Here is a 17,166-nt window from a genome sequence, read left to right as displayed (position 1 = left end):
CTCAAACCTCCAGGTCGGACGGCGACATCGCAATGGCCGAGGGCGTCGCCTTGGCGGCCGCCGGCGTCGTGTCGAGGTGCTCCAGCAGACCTTCAACGTACGACACGTCGACACGCACCTTCTGGACGCGACCGTCGACATCCCGCATCACGAACTCGCGGAATCCGAGCCTCGAGGACGACGACGTGTCCACCTGGGACAGTGAGGCCAGCGTCGCCTCGTAGCCGTCGTGCACGGGCACCCGCAGCAGCCTCAGGGCCTCCGAGGCGATCTCCTGGTCCTCGGCGATGCGGCCCACGAAGACCGTGGACACCAGGTTCTGCACGTCGAGGCCCAGGATGTCGCGCGGGTTCTGCGACGCGACCAGGGCGGCGAGGTTCCACTTCCGGGAGTCGCGGGCCAGGCGTACGAGGAAGGAGCGCCCGGACCGCCAGCCCTCCATGAAGTGGGCCTCGTCCAGGCCGACCATCTTGCGGGACGACATCGGGCCGCCGTAGCAGCGCCGGACCGCCAGACGGTGGGCCGTGTGCAGCATGGGCAGCGCCAGTGATTCCTCGGCCGACCAGTACTCGCGCTCGATCTTGAGGTCGGGCAGCCGGAGCCCGGCCATCGTGATGACCGTGAGGGCCGCGTCGGCGCCGAGCAGGTGCTGCGGTGGCGAGCCGAAGAACAGCAGCGCCAGCGGCATCTCGGCGGTGTCCAGGAGCAGGTTGGCCAGCTCCTTGCCGTCGTCGTCGAGGCCCTGGAGGGTACGCACGACGTCGTCGAGGGTGGACGTCTCCTCGGCCGGCACCTGGCGGACGGCGTGCCGCAGCAGCGTCGCCGTGGACGCCTCCTTGGCCACCTGCGGCGGCACCAGCATCGAGCAGATGTCCTGCACCAGCATGCGGCGCTCGGCGCGGGCGTTGGAGACCGCGATCTCGAACTCGCGGTCGCCGGACGGGCCGGTGGCGAACTCCGACCGTACGGGGGTGGGGATCAGCGCGTACGGGGCGAGCGTGCCCTGTTCCGAGCCGGTCAGGTTGAGGACCCGCGAGTAGGGGCGCAGCTCCGGCATCTGGCACAGCCGGGCCAGCGGTCCGGACGGGTCGAGCAGGGTCACCTGCACGCCGCGACGGGCGTTGAGGTAGCCCAGCGCGCCCATCAGCGTCGACTTGCCACCGCCGGGCTCGGCCACGAAGACGCCGAGGCCGGATCGTTCGCGCACCTCCATCGGGAAGTGCAGGTCGAGGAAGACCGGGCGGCGGCACGTTCCCGAGGTTCGGCCGATGAGGTCGCCCCGGCGGTCGCCCACCGTCGACGCCGCCTGCGGCACTGCCGCGGCCAGCAGCTTGACCGGCATGCGGCGCACGTAGCCGGTGTTCGCGATCGGCTCGCCGGGGATGAACTCGCGGGCCAGCTGGTCCTGGTTCTTCGGGTGCTGCAGCGAGATCCGCAGCTCCCGGGAGTAGAGCTGGATGAGCCGGCGGGCCCGTTCCAGGCATTCCTCGCGGGTGGCGCCGCCGACGGCGATGCGGTGCCAGCCGTGCGCCCGGGCCGATTCGACCGGCAGGCCGGTGGTCATCTCGTCGCCGATCACCAGCGCGCGCTTGGCCAGGCGTTCCAGCTCGGGCGGCGCGTCGATGCCGTGCTCGGCGTAGTCGAGCTGCTGCGACCGGATCATCCGGAGGCGGTGCTCCAGATTCTTGAACGAGCTGCCCGAGCCGAGGATGTCGATCCGCGACGAGAGCTCCATCGGCCAGGGCAGGCGCTCGTGGAAGTGCATCCACGGCTCGTGCTTCTCGGGGATCTCCAGCGGCTCCATCCGGCCGACCGAGAGCACGGCGACGTGCCGTTCCTCCCCGGTCATCCGGTTGACGAGCTTCACGGTCGAACCGTACGGCGTCCGGTAGCGCTCCACCTGCTCGGTCAGGGCCAGCAGGTCGCCGGTGTCCCACTGCCCGTTCGTGACCGGCGACAGCGGTCCGGGCGGCGCCATGCAGAGCGCCACCGAACGGAACAGCAGCCACTCCAGCTCCTGCGGGGTGACCCGCCGGCCGCGCATGCCGAACGCGTTCAGCACCTCGTCGAACTGCTCGACCGCGCGGTTGAGCTTGCGCCGTTCGCCGTCGGACGTGCCCTTGCCGAACATCCGCAGGATCCGCTCGGAGAACGTGTCGCCGAGCGAGCGCCGCGCGAACGTCACTCCCAGGTAGGTCTGCCCCTCGGCGTGGTTGACCGAGAGCAGGTGCCGCTGGGCGGCCACGAGGTGGTCGGACCAGGAGGTGCCGCCGCGCACGTCGGGCAGCGGCTTGGCCGTGAACGAGTCGACCGTCCGGGCCCACTCGTCGGCCGGGAACGGCCGGTTGGTGCGGCGCAGGTGCAGCCGGAATCCGGCCAGCCCGGCGTACTGCTCGGAGATCGCGCTGAGCAGCGCCTCCCGTTCGGCGTCGGGCCGGAACGCCCAGCGCACCTCGGGCAGGAAGTACCAGGCGGTGACCGTGCTCTGGGTGAAGGTCAGGTGCCCGGCGATCTCACTGATCTCGAGCTCCATGACCGGGTCCCGGTCGTTGAACTTCAGCTTGTTGGGCCGCAGCGTCAGCGACTTGGGCGTCTTGATGTCCCGCTGGGCGGGCACCTCTTTCTTGCGCCGGGCCGGGGACTTCTCCTTGCGCTTGGCCGGCGCGCGGTCGGTGGCCGGTACGGGCAGAGGGGTCTCAGCCGGGGGCGCCTGCGGGGCGTACGCCTCGACCGGCCCGGTCTGCGCCGGCGTGACCTCGTCGTGGCGTACGGGGGCCGGACCGCCCACGGTCTGCCACAGCGGCGGAGTCGACACCGGCGGCGCGGAGACGGAGGGGGACGGCGTGGCCGCGCCCGCCCGGGGCGTCGGCGGCCAGTCGTCGAAGTCGGGCCAGTCCTCGAAATCAGCGTCGGCCGCGGTGGCGCCGTTCGGCCCGCCGCCGTTCTCCTGGAAGTAGTCGGCCTGGGGCCCAACCGGCGCCCGGCTGAACGACGGCGGCTCGGGCGCGGCCCAGCGCTCGGCCGGCCCGTCGAAGTCGGTCGCGGGCGTGTGCGGGGGTGACGACACCGGCGCGTCGACGGCGGGCGCCGACGACGCAAGGGGCAGAGCGATCGGCGGGGACGACACCGGCGGCTCGTCCACCGGGGGCAACGCGACCGCAGGCTGAGTCACCGGGGGCTGAGTTACCGGGGGGCCGGCCACGGGCGGCCCGGCGAGGGGAGTGGGAGCCGGGGCGAACGCGACCGGGCGGGGCTCGGCGGCCTCTCCCCGCACCGGTTCCGGCCCGGGCGCCGCCGGCAGCGGAAGAACCGGCTCGACCTCGGGCAGAAAACGCGGCGGCGAAGAAGCAGGCGGTGCGGAGACCGGCGTCTGCGAGACAGGCGGCGCGGAGACCGGCGTCTGCGAGTCAGGCGGTGCGGAGACCGGCGTCTGCAAGACAGGCGGCGCCTCAGGAGCGTGCGGCGTCTCGGCGGCCGGTGGCGACGAGACGGAAGCCGCGGGCCGATCGTCGAAGTCGAATCCGAAGTCGAAATCGAAGTCGGGATCGGTTTGCCGGTCGTCGGCGCGGGAATGCCCCGGATCGATGGACTTGATCGGTGTGGGCGGGGCGGCCCCGCCGAACAGATCCAGGAACGGCGAATCGATGTCGAGTGCCGGATCGACCGCGCCACCGCCCCGGCGCACCGGTTGCGGCGACTGGAAGACCCCGACCGCGCCGTGCCCCGGCGCGGCGACGAATTCCTCGGCGGGCTCCTCCGCGGACTCTGACGAGGAGTAGTGGTTCGAGCGCACTCCGTTACTCTGCCTGCCCTGCGTGTCGGCATCCGCGCGGGGACGCCCGTGCGGAAGGGGTCCGGTCATGCGTCAGCCCCGTAGGAGCGTGCGAATGAACTGGTCATACCAACTCCTCCCGAACCCGGATGCGAGTGGCGACAAGTCTCGGATCGCGTCGTTCGACCGCGGGCTCGCGGGTGCGGCGCCAGTCGGTGAGAGCGGTCCGGATGACGACCCGGGCCGGACGGTCGGGGTCGACGTGGCGGAACACGTACGAGGTCGTGACCATGGCGAGCGCGATTTCCCAGGCCGGGAAGGGATCGAACTCGAAGGTCATCAGGTAGTGGACGAACATGAAGAGCGGGACCAGCGCCACGAACATGCCGTACTGCGCGTACGGCAGGTGGATGGGCAGGGTGTAACCCGGGGGGCCCAGGTATACGAGGCGCGCCCGATAGATGTCGTCGTCGGTACGAAGCCGCATCTCAGTTGAAGATCAGCTTGATCAGGGCGTCGCCGACGAAGAACAGGGTCGCGGCGCCGGCGATGAAGGCCAGGCCCACGATGGCGATGGCCGAACTCGTCAGCACCTTGGAGATCTCGCCGCGACTCGCCCGGCCGATGAAGATCACGCCGAGGACGGCGAGCAGGATCGGCGCGATGTTGCTGGCGAAGAAGGTGACGATGCCTTCGGTGTTGATGCCCTTGGGTTCGGGTGCGGCGAGCGTGGCCTGCTCCAGCATGGCCGCTGCCTGCGTGGCGAGCTCAGTGGCGATCATCGGTAAACCTCCCCGTGCCCGGCTAGGGGGTTTCGGGCACGCTGCAGTTGTGAAGCTTCACGGCATCGCCCATATCGTGCTACTTCCCACCCGGCGCGTCGAGTGAGCCGTTCGGGCATTGCCATGCTCGTCTGCTCTCTCCGGTTCCTGCAAATGATGCCTGGTTCCGAAGCGTACGGCCCGTCGTTCTTGGCTACAAGCGTCGGAAACGTTACGGAAGGTGATGGCGTGCATGAAGTTGAGTTACCGGACATCGTACGCACGTGCGACAACCACGCCCGCCGTACCCTCGTGGCGTGACGACTGAGCCGACGGATGCGCAGGTCGCGGGGCGCGCACTGATGCACGTGGATCACCCGGTCGTGATGGGGATCCTCAACGTCACGCCCGACTCCTTCTCGGACGGCGGGAAATACACGGACGTGGAAGCCGCCGTCCGGCACGGTGTCGAGCTGCATCGGGCCGGCGCGGACATCGTGGACGTGGGTGGCGAGTCGACCCGGCCGGGAGCCGAGCGAGTGGACGCCGAGACCGAGATCGCGCGCGTGGTGCCGGTGATCGCGCGGCTGGCCGCGGCCGGCGTGCCGCTGAGCATCGACACCACCCGGGCGGCGGTCGCGCGGGCGGCTCTCGAGGCGGGCGCGACCGTGATCAACGATGTGTCGGGCGGGCTGGCCGACCGGGGCATGGCCGGCGTCGCGGCCGAGGTCGGCTGCCCGTGGATCCTCATGCACTGGCGGGGCCACTCGCGCCACATGACCCAGCTCGCCGTCTATGCCGATGTCGTCGCCGAGGTGCGCGACGAGCTGCTCGACCGGGTCGGCGACGCGCTCGCGGCCGGGGTCGACCCCGGACAGATCATTCTCGACCCGGGACTGGGATTCGCCAAGACGGCCGAGCACAACTGGGCGCTCAGCGCCCACCTCGACGTCCTCGTCGGCCTGGGCTACCCGGTGCTCTTCGCGGCCAGCCGCAAGACCTATCTGGGCCGGCTGCTGCCCGGCCCGGACGGGAGCCCGCGCCCGACCGAGGAGCGCGAGGCCGCGACCCTGGCCACCTCGGTGCTCGCGGCGGCCGCCGGGGCCTGGGGGGTGCGCGTCCACGACGTCACCGCCACCGCCGACGCGCTCGCGGTCTGGCGCGCGACCGGCTCGCCGAGGCTGCGGACAGTGTCCGAGAATGAGAAGGAGTGAACGCGGTGGAGGGACAGATCACGCTGACCGGCCTGCGCGTGCGCGGGCGTCACGGCGTCCTCGATTTCGAGCGCGAGCAGGGACAGGACTTCCTCATCGACGTACGTCTGGAACTCGATCTGGCTCCGGCGGCCGCGAGTGACGACGTCGCTGACACCGTGCACTACGGCGAGCTGGCCGGGCGGCTGGCCGAGATCGTCGGCGGCGAGCCGGTCAACCTGATCGAGACGCTGGCCGACCGGCTGGTCACCGCCTGCCTGGCCGACGCGCGGGTCGCCGCGGCCGAGGTCACCGTCCACAAACCGCAGGCGCCGATCCCGCTCGAGTTCGCCGACGTCGCGGTCACCCTGCGCCGGAGCCGCGCGTGACCCGGGCGATCCTCTCCCTCGGCAGCAACCTGGGCGACCGCGCGCAGCATCTCCGGCAGGCGGTGAGCCTCCTCGGGCGCCACGTCGAGCGCTGCTCCGGCATCTACAAGACACCGCCGTGGGGCGACGCCGACCAGCCCTCGTACCTCAATGCCGTGGTGCTCGTCTCGGACCCGGCCGCCGGGCCGCACGACTGGCTGGAACGGGCCCGCCGGGCCGAGGCCGCGGCGAACCGCGAGCGCGACTCCCGGCGCCGCTTCGGTCCGCGCACCCTCGACGTCGACGTGATCGAGGTCCGGGACGCCGACGGCCGGCCGGTGCTCAGCGACGATCCGGAGCTGACGCTTCCGCATCCGCGCGCTCACCTGCGCGCTTTCGTGCTGCGGCCCTGGCTCGACATCGAGCCGGAGGCCGAGTTGCCCGGGCACGGTCCGATCGCCGTCCTGCTGGCCGCGCCGGCGTTGGCCGACGACGTCGCCGGGCTGACCCCGCGACCGGATCTCACACTAGAGTTCTCGGTGTGAGCAGCAACCCACAGGCGCCCAAGTCGGACCCGTCGATGCGCCCGACCAGCATCTCGGTGCTGGTCGTCGCGGGCCTCGCCGCCGCGGCCGTGGGCTGGCTGCTGCTGAGCCTGTCCTATTCGACCCTGCCCCACCTGCCCTGGTCGCCGGTGATCGTGCTGGCCGTGCTGGCCGTCGCCGAGGGACTGCTCGCGCAGAACACGGCGGCCCGCATCCAGCGCAAGCCCGGAGCGCCGCGGGTCGACCCGCTCGCGGTCGCCCGTTACGTCGCCCTGGCCAAGGCCTCCTCCCTGGTCGGCGCCATCTCGACCGGCTTCTCGGTCGGCCTGCTGGCCTGGCTGGCCATGGAGCCCACCCAGGCCGCTCGCGACGATCTGCCCGTCGCCATCGGCGGCGTGGTCACGGCGGTCGCCCTGGTCGCGGCGGCCCTCTGGCTGGAACGCGCGTGCCGCATCCCGGAGCAGCCGGACTCCAAGGACGAGAACGACTCGGGTCGACCCACCGGCCTACTCTGAGCGTGCCCGGTCGCCCCGGATTCCGGCCTTGAACTGAGACCGGCTCGGATCCGTATGCTCTGGGCGCGGGGCACGCGCCCGGCGGACTTCGGCGTGCGCCTTCCCCGCACGGTGGGCGCACACGAGGAGGCGCGACGATGGCGTACGACGAGCCGACCTACCGTCGGCAGACCGAGGAACCCACGCCCACCGATCCGGCCGCCTACCGGGCCAACACGCTGGCCGCGGCCGAACAGCGCCGGCGGGCCGAGGAGCTCGACGGGGTCGGCGACACGACGGCCGACGTGCTGCGCCGCCCCGACGCCGACGAGGACGGCCGTGACCGGCTCGGCATCCACCTCGGCTGGGAGGTGGTGCTGCTGGTCGCCGCGGCGGCGATCGGCCTGCTCCTCTGGCGCCTCGAACCGGAGAGCTTCCAGCGTCCCGGCCTCGACGACCTGCTCACCACCGGGGCCGCGATCGGCCTGCTGGCCCTGGGCGCGGGCCTGACCCTGCGGGCCGGCGTGCCCAACCTGGCGCTCGGCCCGATCGCTCTGGCCGCCTCCCTGCAGTACGCCGAGCAGGGCGACAAGAGCCTGGTCGAGGCGATGGTGCCCGCGCTGGTCCTCGCCGCGGCCGGCGCGATCGTGCTCGGCGTGGTCGTCCTCGTGCTGCACGTGCCCGGCTGGGCGGCGACGCTGGCCGCCGCCCTCGGCGTGGTCGTCTTCAATCAACTGCGGGTGGCCCCGGTCGCCGTGCAGGGCACCTACGACCCGACCGACCAGGCCTTCTTCCTGTTCGGCGGGTTCGCGCTGCTCGCCGTGCTGGGCGGGGCCCTGGGCACGATCACGCCGGTGCGGCGCTGGCTGGGCCGGATGCGCCCGGCCGGCGACCCGGCCCGCCGCCGGGGCATGGCCGTCGCCGCTCCGGTGATCGGCTCGCTGCTGCTCTCCTCGGTCTTCGCCGTCGCCGCGGGCACGCTCTTCGCCGCGGCCTCCGACGCTCCCGTCGTCCCGGGCACCGGCCTGGAGTGGACCGGCATCGCGCTGGGCCTCGCCCTCCTCGCCGGCACCAGCGCGTACGGGCGGCGGGGCGGCATCTTCGGCACCCTGTTCGCGGTCGCGGGCCTGACGCTGTTCCTCGACTACGCCGAGCGGCGCGACTTCGACATCTCGCTGTTCGCGATCGCGGCCTGCGTCTTCGCGGCCGGCCTGGTCGTCACCCGGCTCGTCGAGACGTACGGGCGTCCGTTGCCCGCGGCCGGCCCGGCCGACTGGACAGCGCCCGCGACGAACGGGGCCAACTGGCAGCCCGACCTGCCCGAAACCTGGTCGACCGGGTCCACGACGCCGCGTCCGGACCGCTGGGACTCGGGTCCCTGGGGCACAGGACGATGATCGTCCGGCCCTTCCCCCTATGCTTTTGTCCATGACCACTCCGAGCTTCGCCGAGCTGGACGCCCTGCCCACCGAGGAGCTGCGCGAGCGCGCCTTCGCCCGGGCGCGGGAGCGGCGCGACATCGGCTTCTTCTGGTCGGTCTTCAAGCACCTCCCCGACGCCGACGAGGCGTCCCAGCTCGACGGCGCGCCCAACTCGATCGGCCCGACGGTCGACGAGGCGGTCGCGCTGTGGCGTGAGCTCGAGGGCCACGGGTACGGCGAGAGCGAGCCCCTGCTGCGCGCGGCCTTCATCGACTACCTGCAGAAACACTGATCATCCGCACAGGCGGGGGATCTGCCGCCGTCGTTTGAAGCGAGCGCGGTCAGGACGCCGGGTGGGTCTCGTGGCTGTGCTCCTCGAAGAGGGCCGTCCGTGAGACCGTCCCGATCGGCCGGCCGTCCTCGACCACGGCCACCTCGGCGACGTCGGAGGCCAGCATGGCGGCCAGCGCGTCGTAGAGGGTGCCGCCGGCGTCCACGGTGGGCTTGTCGCCCGCCGTCCCGGACGGGTTCAACGCCGTACGGATCGGGGTTACTGCCAGCCGGCGGATGCCACGGTCGGCGCCCACGAAGTCGGCCACGGCCGGGGTGGCGGGCCGGCTCAGCAGCTCGGCCGGTGGCGCGTACTGCCGCAGTTTGCCGCCCTCACCGAGCACGGCGATCCGGTCGCCCAGCCGTACGGCCTCGTCGATGTCATGGGTGACCAGCACGATCGTCTTGCGCACGGTGGCCTGCAGCCGGAGGAACTCCTCCTGCAGGCGGCCGCGGGCGATCGGGTCGACGGCCGAGAACGGCTCGTCCATCAGCAGCACCAGCGGGTCGGCGGCCAGCGCCCGGGCCACGCCGACCCGCTGCCGCTGACCGCCGGAGAGCTCGTGCGGATAGCGCTTGGCGTACCGGGCCGGCTCCAGGCCGACCAGCTCGAGCAGCTCGTCGGCGCGGGCCGCGACCTTGGCCCGGTCCCAGCCGAGCAGGCGCGGCACGGTGCCGACGTTCGTGCGGATGTTCTGGTGCGGGAAGAGCCCCACGTTCTGGATCACGTAGCCGATGTGCCGGCGCAACTCGACCGGATTGCGCTCGAGGATGTTGCGCCCGTCGATGAGGATGCGGCCGTGCGTCGGCTCGATCAGCCGGTTGATCATGCGAAGGATCGTGGACTTGCCGCAGCCGGACGGACCGATCAGCACGGCCAGTTCGCCGGCCCGCACCTCGAGGCTGAAGTCGCCGACCGCCACCGTGCCGTCGGGGTACGTCTTTCCCACGTCCTCGAGGGTGATCGAGGCCGCGCTCCGGTCGCGCCCGGGCTCGTTGATCGCGGTAGCGTCCACGTATGTCCTTCCTGTCGTGGGGCCCGGCGGCCGCTGCGCTCTCCGGCGCAGTGCCGCTGGCCGCACCCGCCGATGACGGGCCAGGCAATCCGTGGTTCTCCTGGCAGTACGTCCGGGACAACGCCGAGACCCTGCGGGACGCGCTCGAGTTCCACGCGGGGCTGACCGCCCGTGCGGTCCTCCTCGCACTGGTCGTGGCCCTGCCACTCGCCGTGCTCGCCTACTGGATCAAACCGTTGACCGGCCCCATCCTCGCACTCTCGGGCGTGCTGTACACGATTCCGTCGCTCGCCCTGCTGGCTCTGCTGGCTCCCGCGGTGGGCACCACGACCGACACGTCGGTGCTGATCGCGCTGGTGCTCTACGCGCTGCTGGTGCTCGTCCGTAACGCCCTGACCGGCCTCTCCCAGGTGCCTGACGAGGTACGGGACGCGGCGACCGGGATGGGCTACGGGCGGTTCGGCCGCCTGCTGCGGGTGGAGTTGCCGCTCGCGCTGCCCGGCATCATGACCGGGCTCCGGCTGGCCACGGTCTCCACCGTGGCGCTGGTCACGGTCGGCTCGCTGATCGGGCAGGGCGGCCTCGGCGACCTGATCCTCGGCGGGTTCCGCAACAACTTCTACAAGGCCGAGATCGTCACCGGCTCGGTGCTCTGCCTGGCCCTGGCCCTGGTGCTCGACCTGCTGCTGGCCGGGATCGGCCGCCTCCTCACGCCATGGGCCCGGGGGCGGGCCTCGTGAACTACCTCAGCGAAGCCGTCGTCTGGCTCAACGACCCGCTCAACTGGACCAACCCGGGCGGCCTGCTCGACCGGCTCTCCGAGCACCTGCAGATCAGTTTCTGGGCGGTCCTCATCGGCTGCCTGGTGGGCTGGCCGATCGGCATCTGGCTGGGCCACCGCGGGCGGGGCGGGTCGGCCGTGATCACCTTCGCCAACCTGACCCTCGCCCTGCCCACGCTGGCCCTGCTGACCATCCTGCCGCTGACTCCGCTGGGCTTCGGCAAGCCGCCGGTCGTGGCCGCGCTGGCCGTCTTCGCCATCCCGCCGCTGCTCTCGAACGCCTACACCGGCGTGCGCTCGGTCGACTCCGAGATCCGGGACGCGGCCAAGGGAATGGGCCTGTCCGGTTCCCAGGTGTTGCTGCGGGTCGAACTGCCGCTGGCCGTCCCCTATCTGGCCGCCGGGCTGCGCACCGCGGCCGTCCAGGTGGTCGCGACGACCACCCTGGCCACGTTCGTCAACGGCGGTGGGCTCGGCGAGATCATCAGCGCCGGTTTCGGGCTGGGCATCAGCGTCGGGGGCAACCAGATCGTGGCCGGCGGGCTCTTTGTGGTGCTCCTCGCACTCGCCGTCGAAGGAGTGCTCGCGCTCGTCCAACGCCTGGTCACACCCCGTGCGCTACGGGCCGCCAGGCGCCGCCGGCCCACCGCGGCGACACCGGCCGGGTAACGGACCGGCCGATCGCTGGAAGTTGTCCCACCCGGCGAGTAGAAGTGGCAGAGCAGGCAAACGGGCAACGCACTTCTCCAGCCCGTCGGACACGCGGCGCGATCGCCTTGATCGAGCCGGGACACAGAAGGCGGCACCATGCGTCGACAGCTCATCCTGATGGCCGCCACTGCGACGGCGGCCGTCGTCTCCCTCGCCGGGTGCGGCGGCGCCGGCTCCTCCGGCACCGAGGCCCCGCCGTCCGCGGCCGGCGGCGCGGGCTGCGCTCCCGCGGCCGGCGACGCCCTCGTCGTACTCGAGGACGACAAGAAGCTGCAGAACACCGACAACGTCATTCCCGCCGTCAACAAGAACGCGTCGTCCCCCGAGCTCATCGCCGCGCTCGACAAGGCGTCGGCGGCGCTCGACACCACCAAGCTGATCGCGCTCAACAAGGCGGTCGCCGTCGACCGGAAGTCGTCCAAGGCTGCGGCCCAAGAGTTCGCAAGTGCGAACAATCTGACGGCCGGCATCACCAAGGGCCCGGGCGGTCAGCTCACCATCGGCGCCGCCGACTTCCCCGAGAGCGCCACCCTGGCCGAGCTCTACGGCGTGGCCGCCACCGCGGCCGGCTACACGGTCAAGGTGCAGACGATCGGCAACCGGGAGCTCTACGAGCCGGCGCTGGTGAAGGGCGATCTCGACATCGTCCCCGAGTACGCGGCGACCCTCGCCACGTTCCTCGCCGGCAAGGTCGAGGGCAAGAACGCCAAGGACCCGTCCTCCTCCGACCTGCAGACCACCGTCACCAACCTCACCGCGCTAGGTGAGAAGCGAGGCCTGGTCTTCGGCAAGCCCTCCGCAGCTCAGGACCAGAACGCTTTCGCGGTGACCACCGCGTTCGCCGACAAGAACGGTGTGAAAACTCTCTCCGACCTGGCCGCGAAATGCTCCGGCGCCGCCACCGTCCTCGGTGGCCCGGCCGAGTGCCCGCAGCGTCCGAAATGTCAGCAGGGCCTGATCGACACCTACGACTTCAAGGCCGGCAAGTTCAGCAGCCTGGACGCGGGCGGACCCCTCACCCTGACCGCCCTCAAGACCGGCACCGTGAGCGTCGGTCTGGTGTTCAGCTCCGACCCCGCTCTGGCCAGCAGCTAGTCATCTCACGCGCCACCGCGTGACCCGATAAGTCCAGATTCGCCGGGCTTCAGGCCATCTGAAGCCCGGTGATCGAACAGTTGCTCGATCGGGGAGTCTGGGTAATATCGGCGCCCATGCCGGATCAGGACCCCGTAACGGGTAACGCGCGCCTGCTTCGCGGCCTCAATTGGGCGGGTGTTCTGATCGCCCCGGTGGCCGCGGCTGTCGTGCTGCTCGGCCAGAGTTCCAACACCGTGCGGTTCGCGGTGCTGCTCCTGGCCGTCGCCGTCGTGCTGGTCGGCGCCTCGGCGCTGGTCCGCACCGACCCCGAGCTGGGCCGCCTGGCCGCCGAGGAAGCCGTGGCCGACCAGATCGTCACGCTGCGCCGCGAGCTGCGGGCCGAGTTCGGCCACGGCGGCGTGGCCCGCGGCCCGGCCCCGCAACGCGCCGCCGCCCCGCCCCCGCTCCCCGCGGAGGAGTCGGGCTTCTTCGCCGACGCCCCGTCGATGTACCCGGACGACGACCCGTTCCCCACCACCTACGGCTCCCCGCAGTTCGCGGACCAGCCCGACTTCCCCGCCCCGGCCGACGACTACCCACCCCAGCCCGCCGCCCCCCGCGTGCTGCAGTCCGCCGGCCCCCACGTGCTGCAATCCGCACCCCCGCACATGTCGCAGACCGCCGTCTCCCACGTTCCGCAGGCAGCCGGACCGCATGCCGGTGGACCGCATGCCGGTGGACCGCATGCCGCCGGACCGCATGCCGCCGGACCGCATGCCGCCGGACCGCACGCCGCCGGACCGCACGCCGCCGGGCCGCAATCGGCCGGCCCGCATGCGATGCAGCCGGCCGGGCCGCCCCCGACCGGGTCGGCCCGTCCGCCCGTCCCCGCCGGTGGCCGGGCCGGGGTTCCGGTGGCCTCGGCCGCCGTGCGCCCGCCGGCTCGCACCGGACCGGGCATGACCACCAATGCCCGCCCCGCCAGGCCCGCCGGCCCAATCGGATCCGCCGGGCCCATGGGATCTGGCCCGGTCGGATCGAGCGGCCCGATCGGATCCAGTGGCCCGGTCGGATCCGGTAGCCCGATGGGGCCGGGTGGACCCGCAGGGCCTCTCGGACCGGTTGGGCGCGAGCCCGACGCCTCCACCGGAGACCGACCTGTCGCAGCCGCCGCGGCCGTGGTGCCGCCATCGTCACCGCAACAGATTCCCCGGCAACGCGGCGCGGCTTCCGTGCCGCCTCCGCCACCGCAGGGTCCGCCACGTGCCTCGGCCGCCGTCCGTCCGGGCGGCCCGTTCGGAGGCCAGCCGGAGTCCCTCGCCGACGATTTCGGCGCCGCCAGTGGCTACGCCGCCCAACCGTCCGCCAACGGCTACACCGCCCAGCCGTCCGCCGACGGGTACGCCGTCCCAGCGCCCAGTGACAGCTATGCCGCCCAAGCATTGGGCGGCGGTTACGGCGCCCCTGCATCCGGTGACAGCTATGCCTCCCAAGCCCTCGGACACGGTTACGGCGCCCCGGAACCCGGTGACAGCTATGCCGCCCAGGCGCCCGGCGACAGTTACGCCGCCCCGGCGCCGGGCGACCTCTACGGCACTCAGCCCGGTGAGGGCTACGTCGCTCAGCCGGAAGATGACGGCTACACCGCCCCGGCGCCCGGGGTCTACGGCACACCGCCCGGCGGAAACACCTACGGCGCCGCGACCACCTACGGCAGCTCGAACGACGACTTCGACTCCGACGCGTACAACGGCTACGGCGCACCGCGATACGGCTCCGACCAGAGCGAATACAGCTCCGACGAGGCCGGCTACGCCTACGGGGAAGGTGACGGCTACGGGTCCGACGGCGACTACGACGCCGCGGACGAGCCCGGCACCACGACCGGCGATCCCGCCTACCGGGCCCGCCGCCACCGCCCGTCGGCCAACGACACCAACGTCGGCTCGCTCAGCGACTTCGCCTCATACGGCGGCTACTCCTCCGACGAGACCGGCCGCCGCCGCTGAGGCTCGTCCGAGGACCGTGCCCCCGCCACGCCCAGACCAGACAACCCCGCGCGGTCCCGCCCCGCGCGGTCCCGCCCCGCGCGGTCCCGCCCCGCGCGGTCCCGCCCCGCGCGGTCCCGCCCCGGCCGTTCCCGCACCGCCCCGCCCGGTCCCGCCTCGCCCAGTCCAGCCGAGCGGGCCCGGCGTCACTTGTCGACGTCGCCGACCACGAAGAACATCGACCCGAGAATGGCGATCAGGTCGGGCACCAGGCAGCCCGGGATGAGCGTCGACAACGCCTGCACGTTGGCGAAGGACGCGGTTCGCAACTTCATGCGCCACGGCGTCTTCTCACCCCGCGACACCAGGTAGTAGCCGTTGATGCCCAGCGGGTTCTCCGTCCAGGCGTACGTGTGCCCCTCCGGCGCCTTGACCACCTTGGGCAGCCGCACGTTGACCGGCCCGGCGATCCGATCGACGCGGTCCAGACATTGCTCGGCCAGGTCCAGCGACGCGTACGTCTGGTCGAGCAGCACCTCGAAGCGGGAGTGGCAGTCCCCGGCGCTCCGCGTCACCACGGGCACGTCCAATTCGTCGTACGCCAGGTAGGGCTCGTCGCGCCGCAGATCGAAGTCGAGTCCGCTGGCCCGCGCCACCGGACCGGAAGCTCCGAAGGCCGCCGCCTGCTCAGCCGTGAGCACCCCGACCCCGACCGTGCGGGCCAGGAAGATGTCGTTGCGCCGGATCAGATTGTCGAGATCGGGCAGCCGCTCGCGGACCACACGGATCGCCTCACGGGCCCGTCCCGTCCAGCCGGCCGGCACCTCTTCCTTGAGCCCGCCGACCCGGTTGAACATGTAGTGGATGCGACCGCCGGAGACCTCCTCCATCACGGCCTGCAGGGTCTCGCGCTCGCGGAACGCGTAGAACATCGGCGTGATCGCGCCGATCTCGAGCGGGTAGGAGCCCAGGAACATCAGGTGGTTGAGCACCCGGTTGAGCTCGGCGAGCGCCATCCGCAGCCAGGTCGCGCGCTCGGGCACCTCGATGCCCATCAACCGTTCGACGGCGAGGGCGACGCCCAGCTCGTTGGAGAACGCGGACAGCCAGTCGTGCCGGTTGGCCAGCATGAGGATCTGCCGGTAGTCGCGCACCTCGAACAGCTTTTCGGCGCCGCGGTGCATGTAGCCGATGATCGGCTCGCAGGTGACCACCTGCTCGCCGTCGAGCGTGAGCTTGAGTCGCAGCACGCCGTGGGTCGAGGGGTGCTGCGGGCCGATGTTGAGCACCATGTCGGCGGTCTCGAGCCCGGCGCCCGTCCCGACTGTCATCTCACGCAGCGCGTCCATCAGAGGATGCTCCCATGCTCGCCCAGCCCGATGCTGTGCAGCAGCCACCAGTGGCCGCCGAGCCCGGCCGGCTCGATCAGCTCGGCCTCGGCGCCGGCCGCGGCCAGCGCCCGCACATATCCCGCCGGGTCAGTGCGGGCCAAGGCGATCGGCGGCCGGGCGCCGACGACCCCGAGCGCTTTCAGCGCCTGACGCTGGCGGATCAGCGAGTACGGGGTGCCGGCTGCAGCCGCCACCGCGTCGATCGCCACGTGTGCGGTGACGTCACAGGACCCGTCCGGAACCGGCGCCACCTGCCGCCCACCCCGGAACCCGGCCAGCGTGCCCAGCACCGGCCGTTCGTCGCGCCGATGCCCGTAGTCGATCGCCAGCGCACACCCGCGCCGCACCTGCCCCACCGCGTCGGCCCAGGCAGCGTCGCGCGGCCACCCGATCTCGACCCGCCCGGCCTGCGGCCACCATCGCCGCGCCCAGAACTCCTCGGCCGGGTCGGCGAGCCCGCCCAGCGACTCGGCCCCGGTCGCCGGATCGACCAGCACCTTGCGCAGCCGCCCCGCGTCGTCCAAGTCGGCGATGTCGAGCGGCACGTTGTCCAGCCATTCGGTAGCGATGAGCAACCCGACGATGTCGTCCGGCACCTCCCGGCGCCACGCGATGCCACCCGGGAGCTGCGCCGGCCGGGGCGCGACCTCGACAGCGGTGAGCCGCACCCGCTCCGGCAGCAGGGGCCGCAGCGCACTGAGCAACTCGCCCCGCCCCGCGCCCACGTCGACCAGGTCGAATGCCGGAGGGCGGCCCAGAGCGGCATCCACCCGCTCGATCAGCCGCAGCAACGCCCCGGCGAACAGCGGGGAGGCGTGCACACTCGTCCGGAAATGGTCGGCAGGCCCTCCGTCAGCACGCACGAAGAAGCCGCCCGGCCCATAGAGCCCGGTCTGCATCGCAGCACGCCATCCCGCTTTCACAACGGCAACCCTAGGCGCTCCGAACGCTCCGAACCGACCCTGTGGACGACGCCGCTCCGGCCGCGAACGCTCCCGATCGGCCTGTGGACAACTCGACTCCAGACCCGGCACGAAAAAGTAATGTCGCCCCTGCCCCGGGAGGGAGGGGGCTCGGGATGGCCTGGGGGGAGGGGGCTCGGGATGGCCTGGGGGGAGGGGGCTCGGGATGGCCTGGGGGGAGGGGGCTCGGGATGGCCTGGGGCGGGGTGAAGCGGCTCGGGATGGCCTGGGGCGGGGTGAAGCGGCTCGGGATGGCGCGACCGGCCCGCGTCCGAGTTGAGCGGTGATGGGGTTGTTCACATGGTCTTGTCACGGGCATGTTTCGGCGGCGCATACTTGCGCTCGACCGGTACCCG

16 protein-coding genes are annotated in these 17,166 nt (G+C 72.1%); 10 read left to right on the top strand and 6 right to left on the bottom strand.

Going from position 1 to position 17,166, the window contains the following annotated elements:
- Position 1 precedes the first annotated feature (1 nt).
- The 3 genes from HJC40_RS08135 to HJC40_RS08125 all read right to left on the bottom strand — a co-directional run bounded on the left by HJC40_RS08135 (position 2) and on the right by HJC40_RS08125 (position 4,554).
- Positions 2-3,793, bottom strand: coding sequence for an ATP-binding protein (locus HJC40_RS08135; protein WP_374271313.1), 3,792 nt, complete (start codon positions 3,791-3,793; stop codon positions 2-4).
- Between the two features lie 103 nt (positions 3,794-3,896).
- Positions 3,897-4,259, bottom strand: coding sequence for a hypothetical protein (locus HJC40_RS08130; protein WP_249999774.1), 363 nt, complete (start codon positions 4,257-4,259; stop codon positions 3,897-3,899).
- A 1-nt stretch (position 4,260) separates the two neighbouring features.
- Positions 4,261-4,554 carry a hypothetical protein gene (locus HJC40_RS08125; RefSeq protein WP_249999772.1) on the bottom strand — a complete coding sequence of 98 codons (294 nt, stop codon included), beginning with the start codon at positions 4,552-4,554 and terminating at the stop codon, positions 4,261-4,263.
- A 341-nt stretch (positions 4,555-4,895) separates the two neighbouring features.
- On the opposite strand from HJC40_RS08125, the gene folP reads away from it, so the two are divergent.
- The 6 genes from folP to HJC40_RS08095 all read left to right on the top strand — a co-directional run bounded on the left by folP (position 4,896) and on the right by HJC40_RS08095 (position 8,846).
- Entirely contained in the window at positions 4,896-5,747 is an 852-nt protein-coding gene (folP, locus tag HJC40_RS08120; RefSeq protein WP_250000731.1) for a dihydropteroate synthase, read from the top strand.
- 5 nt (positions 5,748-5,752) lie between these two features.
- Positions 5,753-6,115, top strand: coding sequence for a dihydroneopterin aldolase (gene folB, locus HJC40_RS08115; protein ID WP_249999769.1), 363 nt, complete (start codon positions 5,753-5,755; stop codon positions 6,113-6,115).
- Positions 6,112-6,639 carry a 2-amino-4-hydroxy-6-hydroxymethyldihydropteridine diphosphokinase gene (gene folK / locus HJC40_RS08110; protein WP_249999766.1) on the top strand — a complete coding sequence of 176 codons (528 nt, stop codon included), beginning with the start codon at positions 6,112-6,114 and terminating at the stop codon, positions 6,637-6,639. Before folB ends, folK begins: the two co-directional genes overlap by 4 nt.
- 35 nt (positions 6,640-6,674) lie before the next feature.
- On the top strand, positions 6,675-7,154 hold the full coding sequence (locus HJC40_RS08105; protein ID WP_250000730.1) for a DUF3180 domain-containing protein: 480 nt from the start codon (positions 6,675-6,677) through the stop codon (positions 7,152-7,154).
- 137 nt (positions 7,155-7,291) lie between these two features.
- Positions 7,292-8,530 carry an ABC transporter permease gene (locus HJC40_RS08100; RefSeq protein WP_249999763.1) on the top strand — a complete coding sequence of 413 codons (1,239 nt, stop codon included), beginning with the start codon at positions 7,292-7,294 and terminating at the stop codon, positions 8,528-8,530.
- A gap of 31 nt (positions 8,531-8,561) precedes the next feature.
- Positions 8,562-8,846: a hypothetical protein gene (locus HJC40_RS08095; protein ID WP_249999760.1), complete on the top strand. Its 285-nt coding sequence runs from the start codon at positions 8,562-8,564 to the stop codon at positions 8,844-8,846.
- A gap of 49 nt (positions 8,847-8,895) precedes the next feature.
- On the opposite strand, the gene HJC40_RS08090 is transcribed toward HJC40_RS08095, so the two are convergent.
- Positions 8,896-9,900 carry an ATP-binding cassette domain-containing protein gene (locus HJC40_RS08090; RefSeq protein WP_308200869.1) on the bottom strand — a complete coding sequence of 335 codons (1,005 nt, stop codon included), beginning with the start codon at positions 9,898-9,900 and terminating at the stop codon, positions 8,896-8,898.
- A gap of 2 nt (positions 9,901-9,902) precedes the next feature.
- On the opposite strand from HJC40_RS08090, the gene HJC40_RS08085 reads away from it, so the two are divergent.
- From HJC40_RS08085 to HJC40_RS08070, 4 genes are all read left to right on the top strand, one after another.
- Positions 9,903-10,640, top strand: a complete 738-nt coding sequence (locus HJC40_RS08085; protein ID WP_249999758.1) for an ABC transporter permease subunit — start codon at positions 9,903-9,905, stop codon at positions 10,638-10,640.
- On the top strand, positions 10,616-11,350 hold the full coding sequence (locus tag HJC40_RS08080; protein ID WP_249999756.1) for an ABC transporter permease: 735 nt from the start codon (positions 10,616-10,618) through the stop codon (positions 11,348-11,350). The genes HJC40_RS08085 and HJC40_RS08080 overlap by 25 nt, the downstream gene beginning before the upstream one ends.
- A gap of 138 nt (positions 11,351-11,488) precedes the next feature.
- Entirely contained in the window at positions 11,489-12,487 is a 999-nt protein-coding gene (locus HJC40_RS08075) for a glycine betaine ABC transporter substrate-binding protein (RefSeq protein WP_249999754.1), read from the top strand.
- 116 nt (positions 12,488-12,603) lie between these two features.
- Positions 12,604-14,478, top strand: coding sequence for a hypothetical protein (locus HJC40_RS08070; RefSeq protein ID WP_249999752.1), 1,875 nt, complete (start codon positions 12,604-12,606; stop codon positions 14,476-14,478).
- A 185-nt stretch (positions 14,479-14,663) separates the two neighbouring features.
- On the opposite strand, the gene HJC40_RS08065 is transcribed toward HJC40_RS08070, so the two are convergent.
- Positions 14,664-15,806, bottom strand: coding sequence for an NADH-quinone oxidoreductase subunit D (locus tag HJC40_RS08065; protein WP_249999750.1), 1,143 nt, complete (start codon positions 15,804-15,806; stop codon positions 14,664-14,666).
- Positions 15,806-16,771 carry an SAM-dependent methyltransferase gene (locus HJC40_RS08060; protein WP_308200868.1) on the bottom strand — a complete coding sequence of 322 codons (966 nt, stop codon included), beginning with the start codon at positions 16,769-16,771 and terminating at the stop codon, positions 15,806-15,808. Before HJC40_RS08060 ends, HJC40_RS08065 begins: the two co-directional genes overlap by 1 nt.
- Positions 16,772-17,166 lie beyond the last annotated feature (395 nt).

The sequence above is a fragment of the Actinoplanes sp. M2I2 genome (genome assembly GCF_023544445.1).
Lineage (GTDB): Bacteria > Actinomycetota > Actinomycetes > Mycobacteriales > Micromonosporaceae > Actinoplanes.
The sequence above is the reverse complement of the archived record's forward strand: the minus strand, read 5'-3'. Positions and strand labels throughout refer to the sequence as shown.

Coding starts and splice junctions, on each gene's coding strand:
- HJC40_RS08125 (WP_249999772.1), bottom strand. CDS start 4,554: ATGATCGCCACTGAGCTCGCCACGCAGGCAGCGGCCATGCTGGAGCAG.
- HJC40_RS08095 (WP_249999760.1), top strand. CDS start 8,562: ATGACCACTCCGAGCTTCGCCGAGCTGGACGCCCTGCCCACCGAGGAG.
- HJC40_RS08070 (WP_249999752.1), top strand. CDS start 12,604: ATGCCGGATCAGGACCCCGTAACGGGTAACGCGCGCCTGCTTCGCGGC.
- HJC40_RS08065 (WP_249999750.1), bottom strand. CDS start 15,806: ATGGACGCGCTGCGTGAGATGACAGTCGGGACGGGCGCCGGGCTCGAG.
- HJC40_RS08100 (WP_249999763.1), top strand. CDS start 7,292: ATGGCGTACGACGAGCCGACCTACCGTCGGCAGACCGAGGAACCCACG.
- HJC40_RS08130 (WP_249999774.1), bottom strand. CDS start 4,259: ATGCGGCTTCGTACCGACGACGACATCTATCGGGCGCGCCTCGTATAC.
- HJC40_RS08105 (WP_250000730.1), top strand. CDS start 6,675: ATGCGCCCGACCAGCATCTCGGTGCTGGTCGTCGCGGGCCTCGCCGCC.
- folP (WP_250000731.1), top strand. CDS start 4,896: ATGCACGTGGATCACCCGGTCGTGATGGGGATCCTCAACGTCACGCCC.
- HJC40_RS08085 (WP_249999758.1), top strand. CDS start 9,903: ATGTCCTTCCTGTCGTGGGGCCCGGCGGCCGCTGCGCTCTCCGGCGCA.
- HJC40_RS08075 (WP_249999754.1), top strand. CDS start 11,489: ATGCGTCGACAGCTCATCCTGATGGCCGCCACTGCGACGGCGGCCGTC.
- HJC40_RS08080 (WP_249999756.1), top strand. CDS start 10,616: ATGGGCCCGGGGGCGGGCCTCGTGAACTACCTCAGCGAAGCCGTCGTC.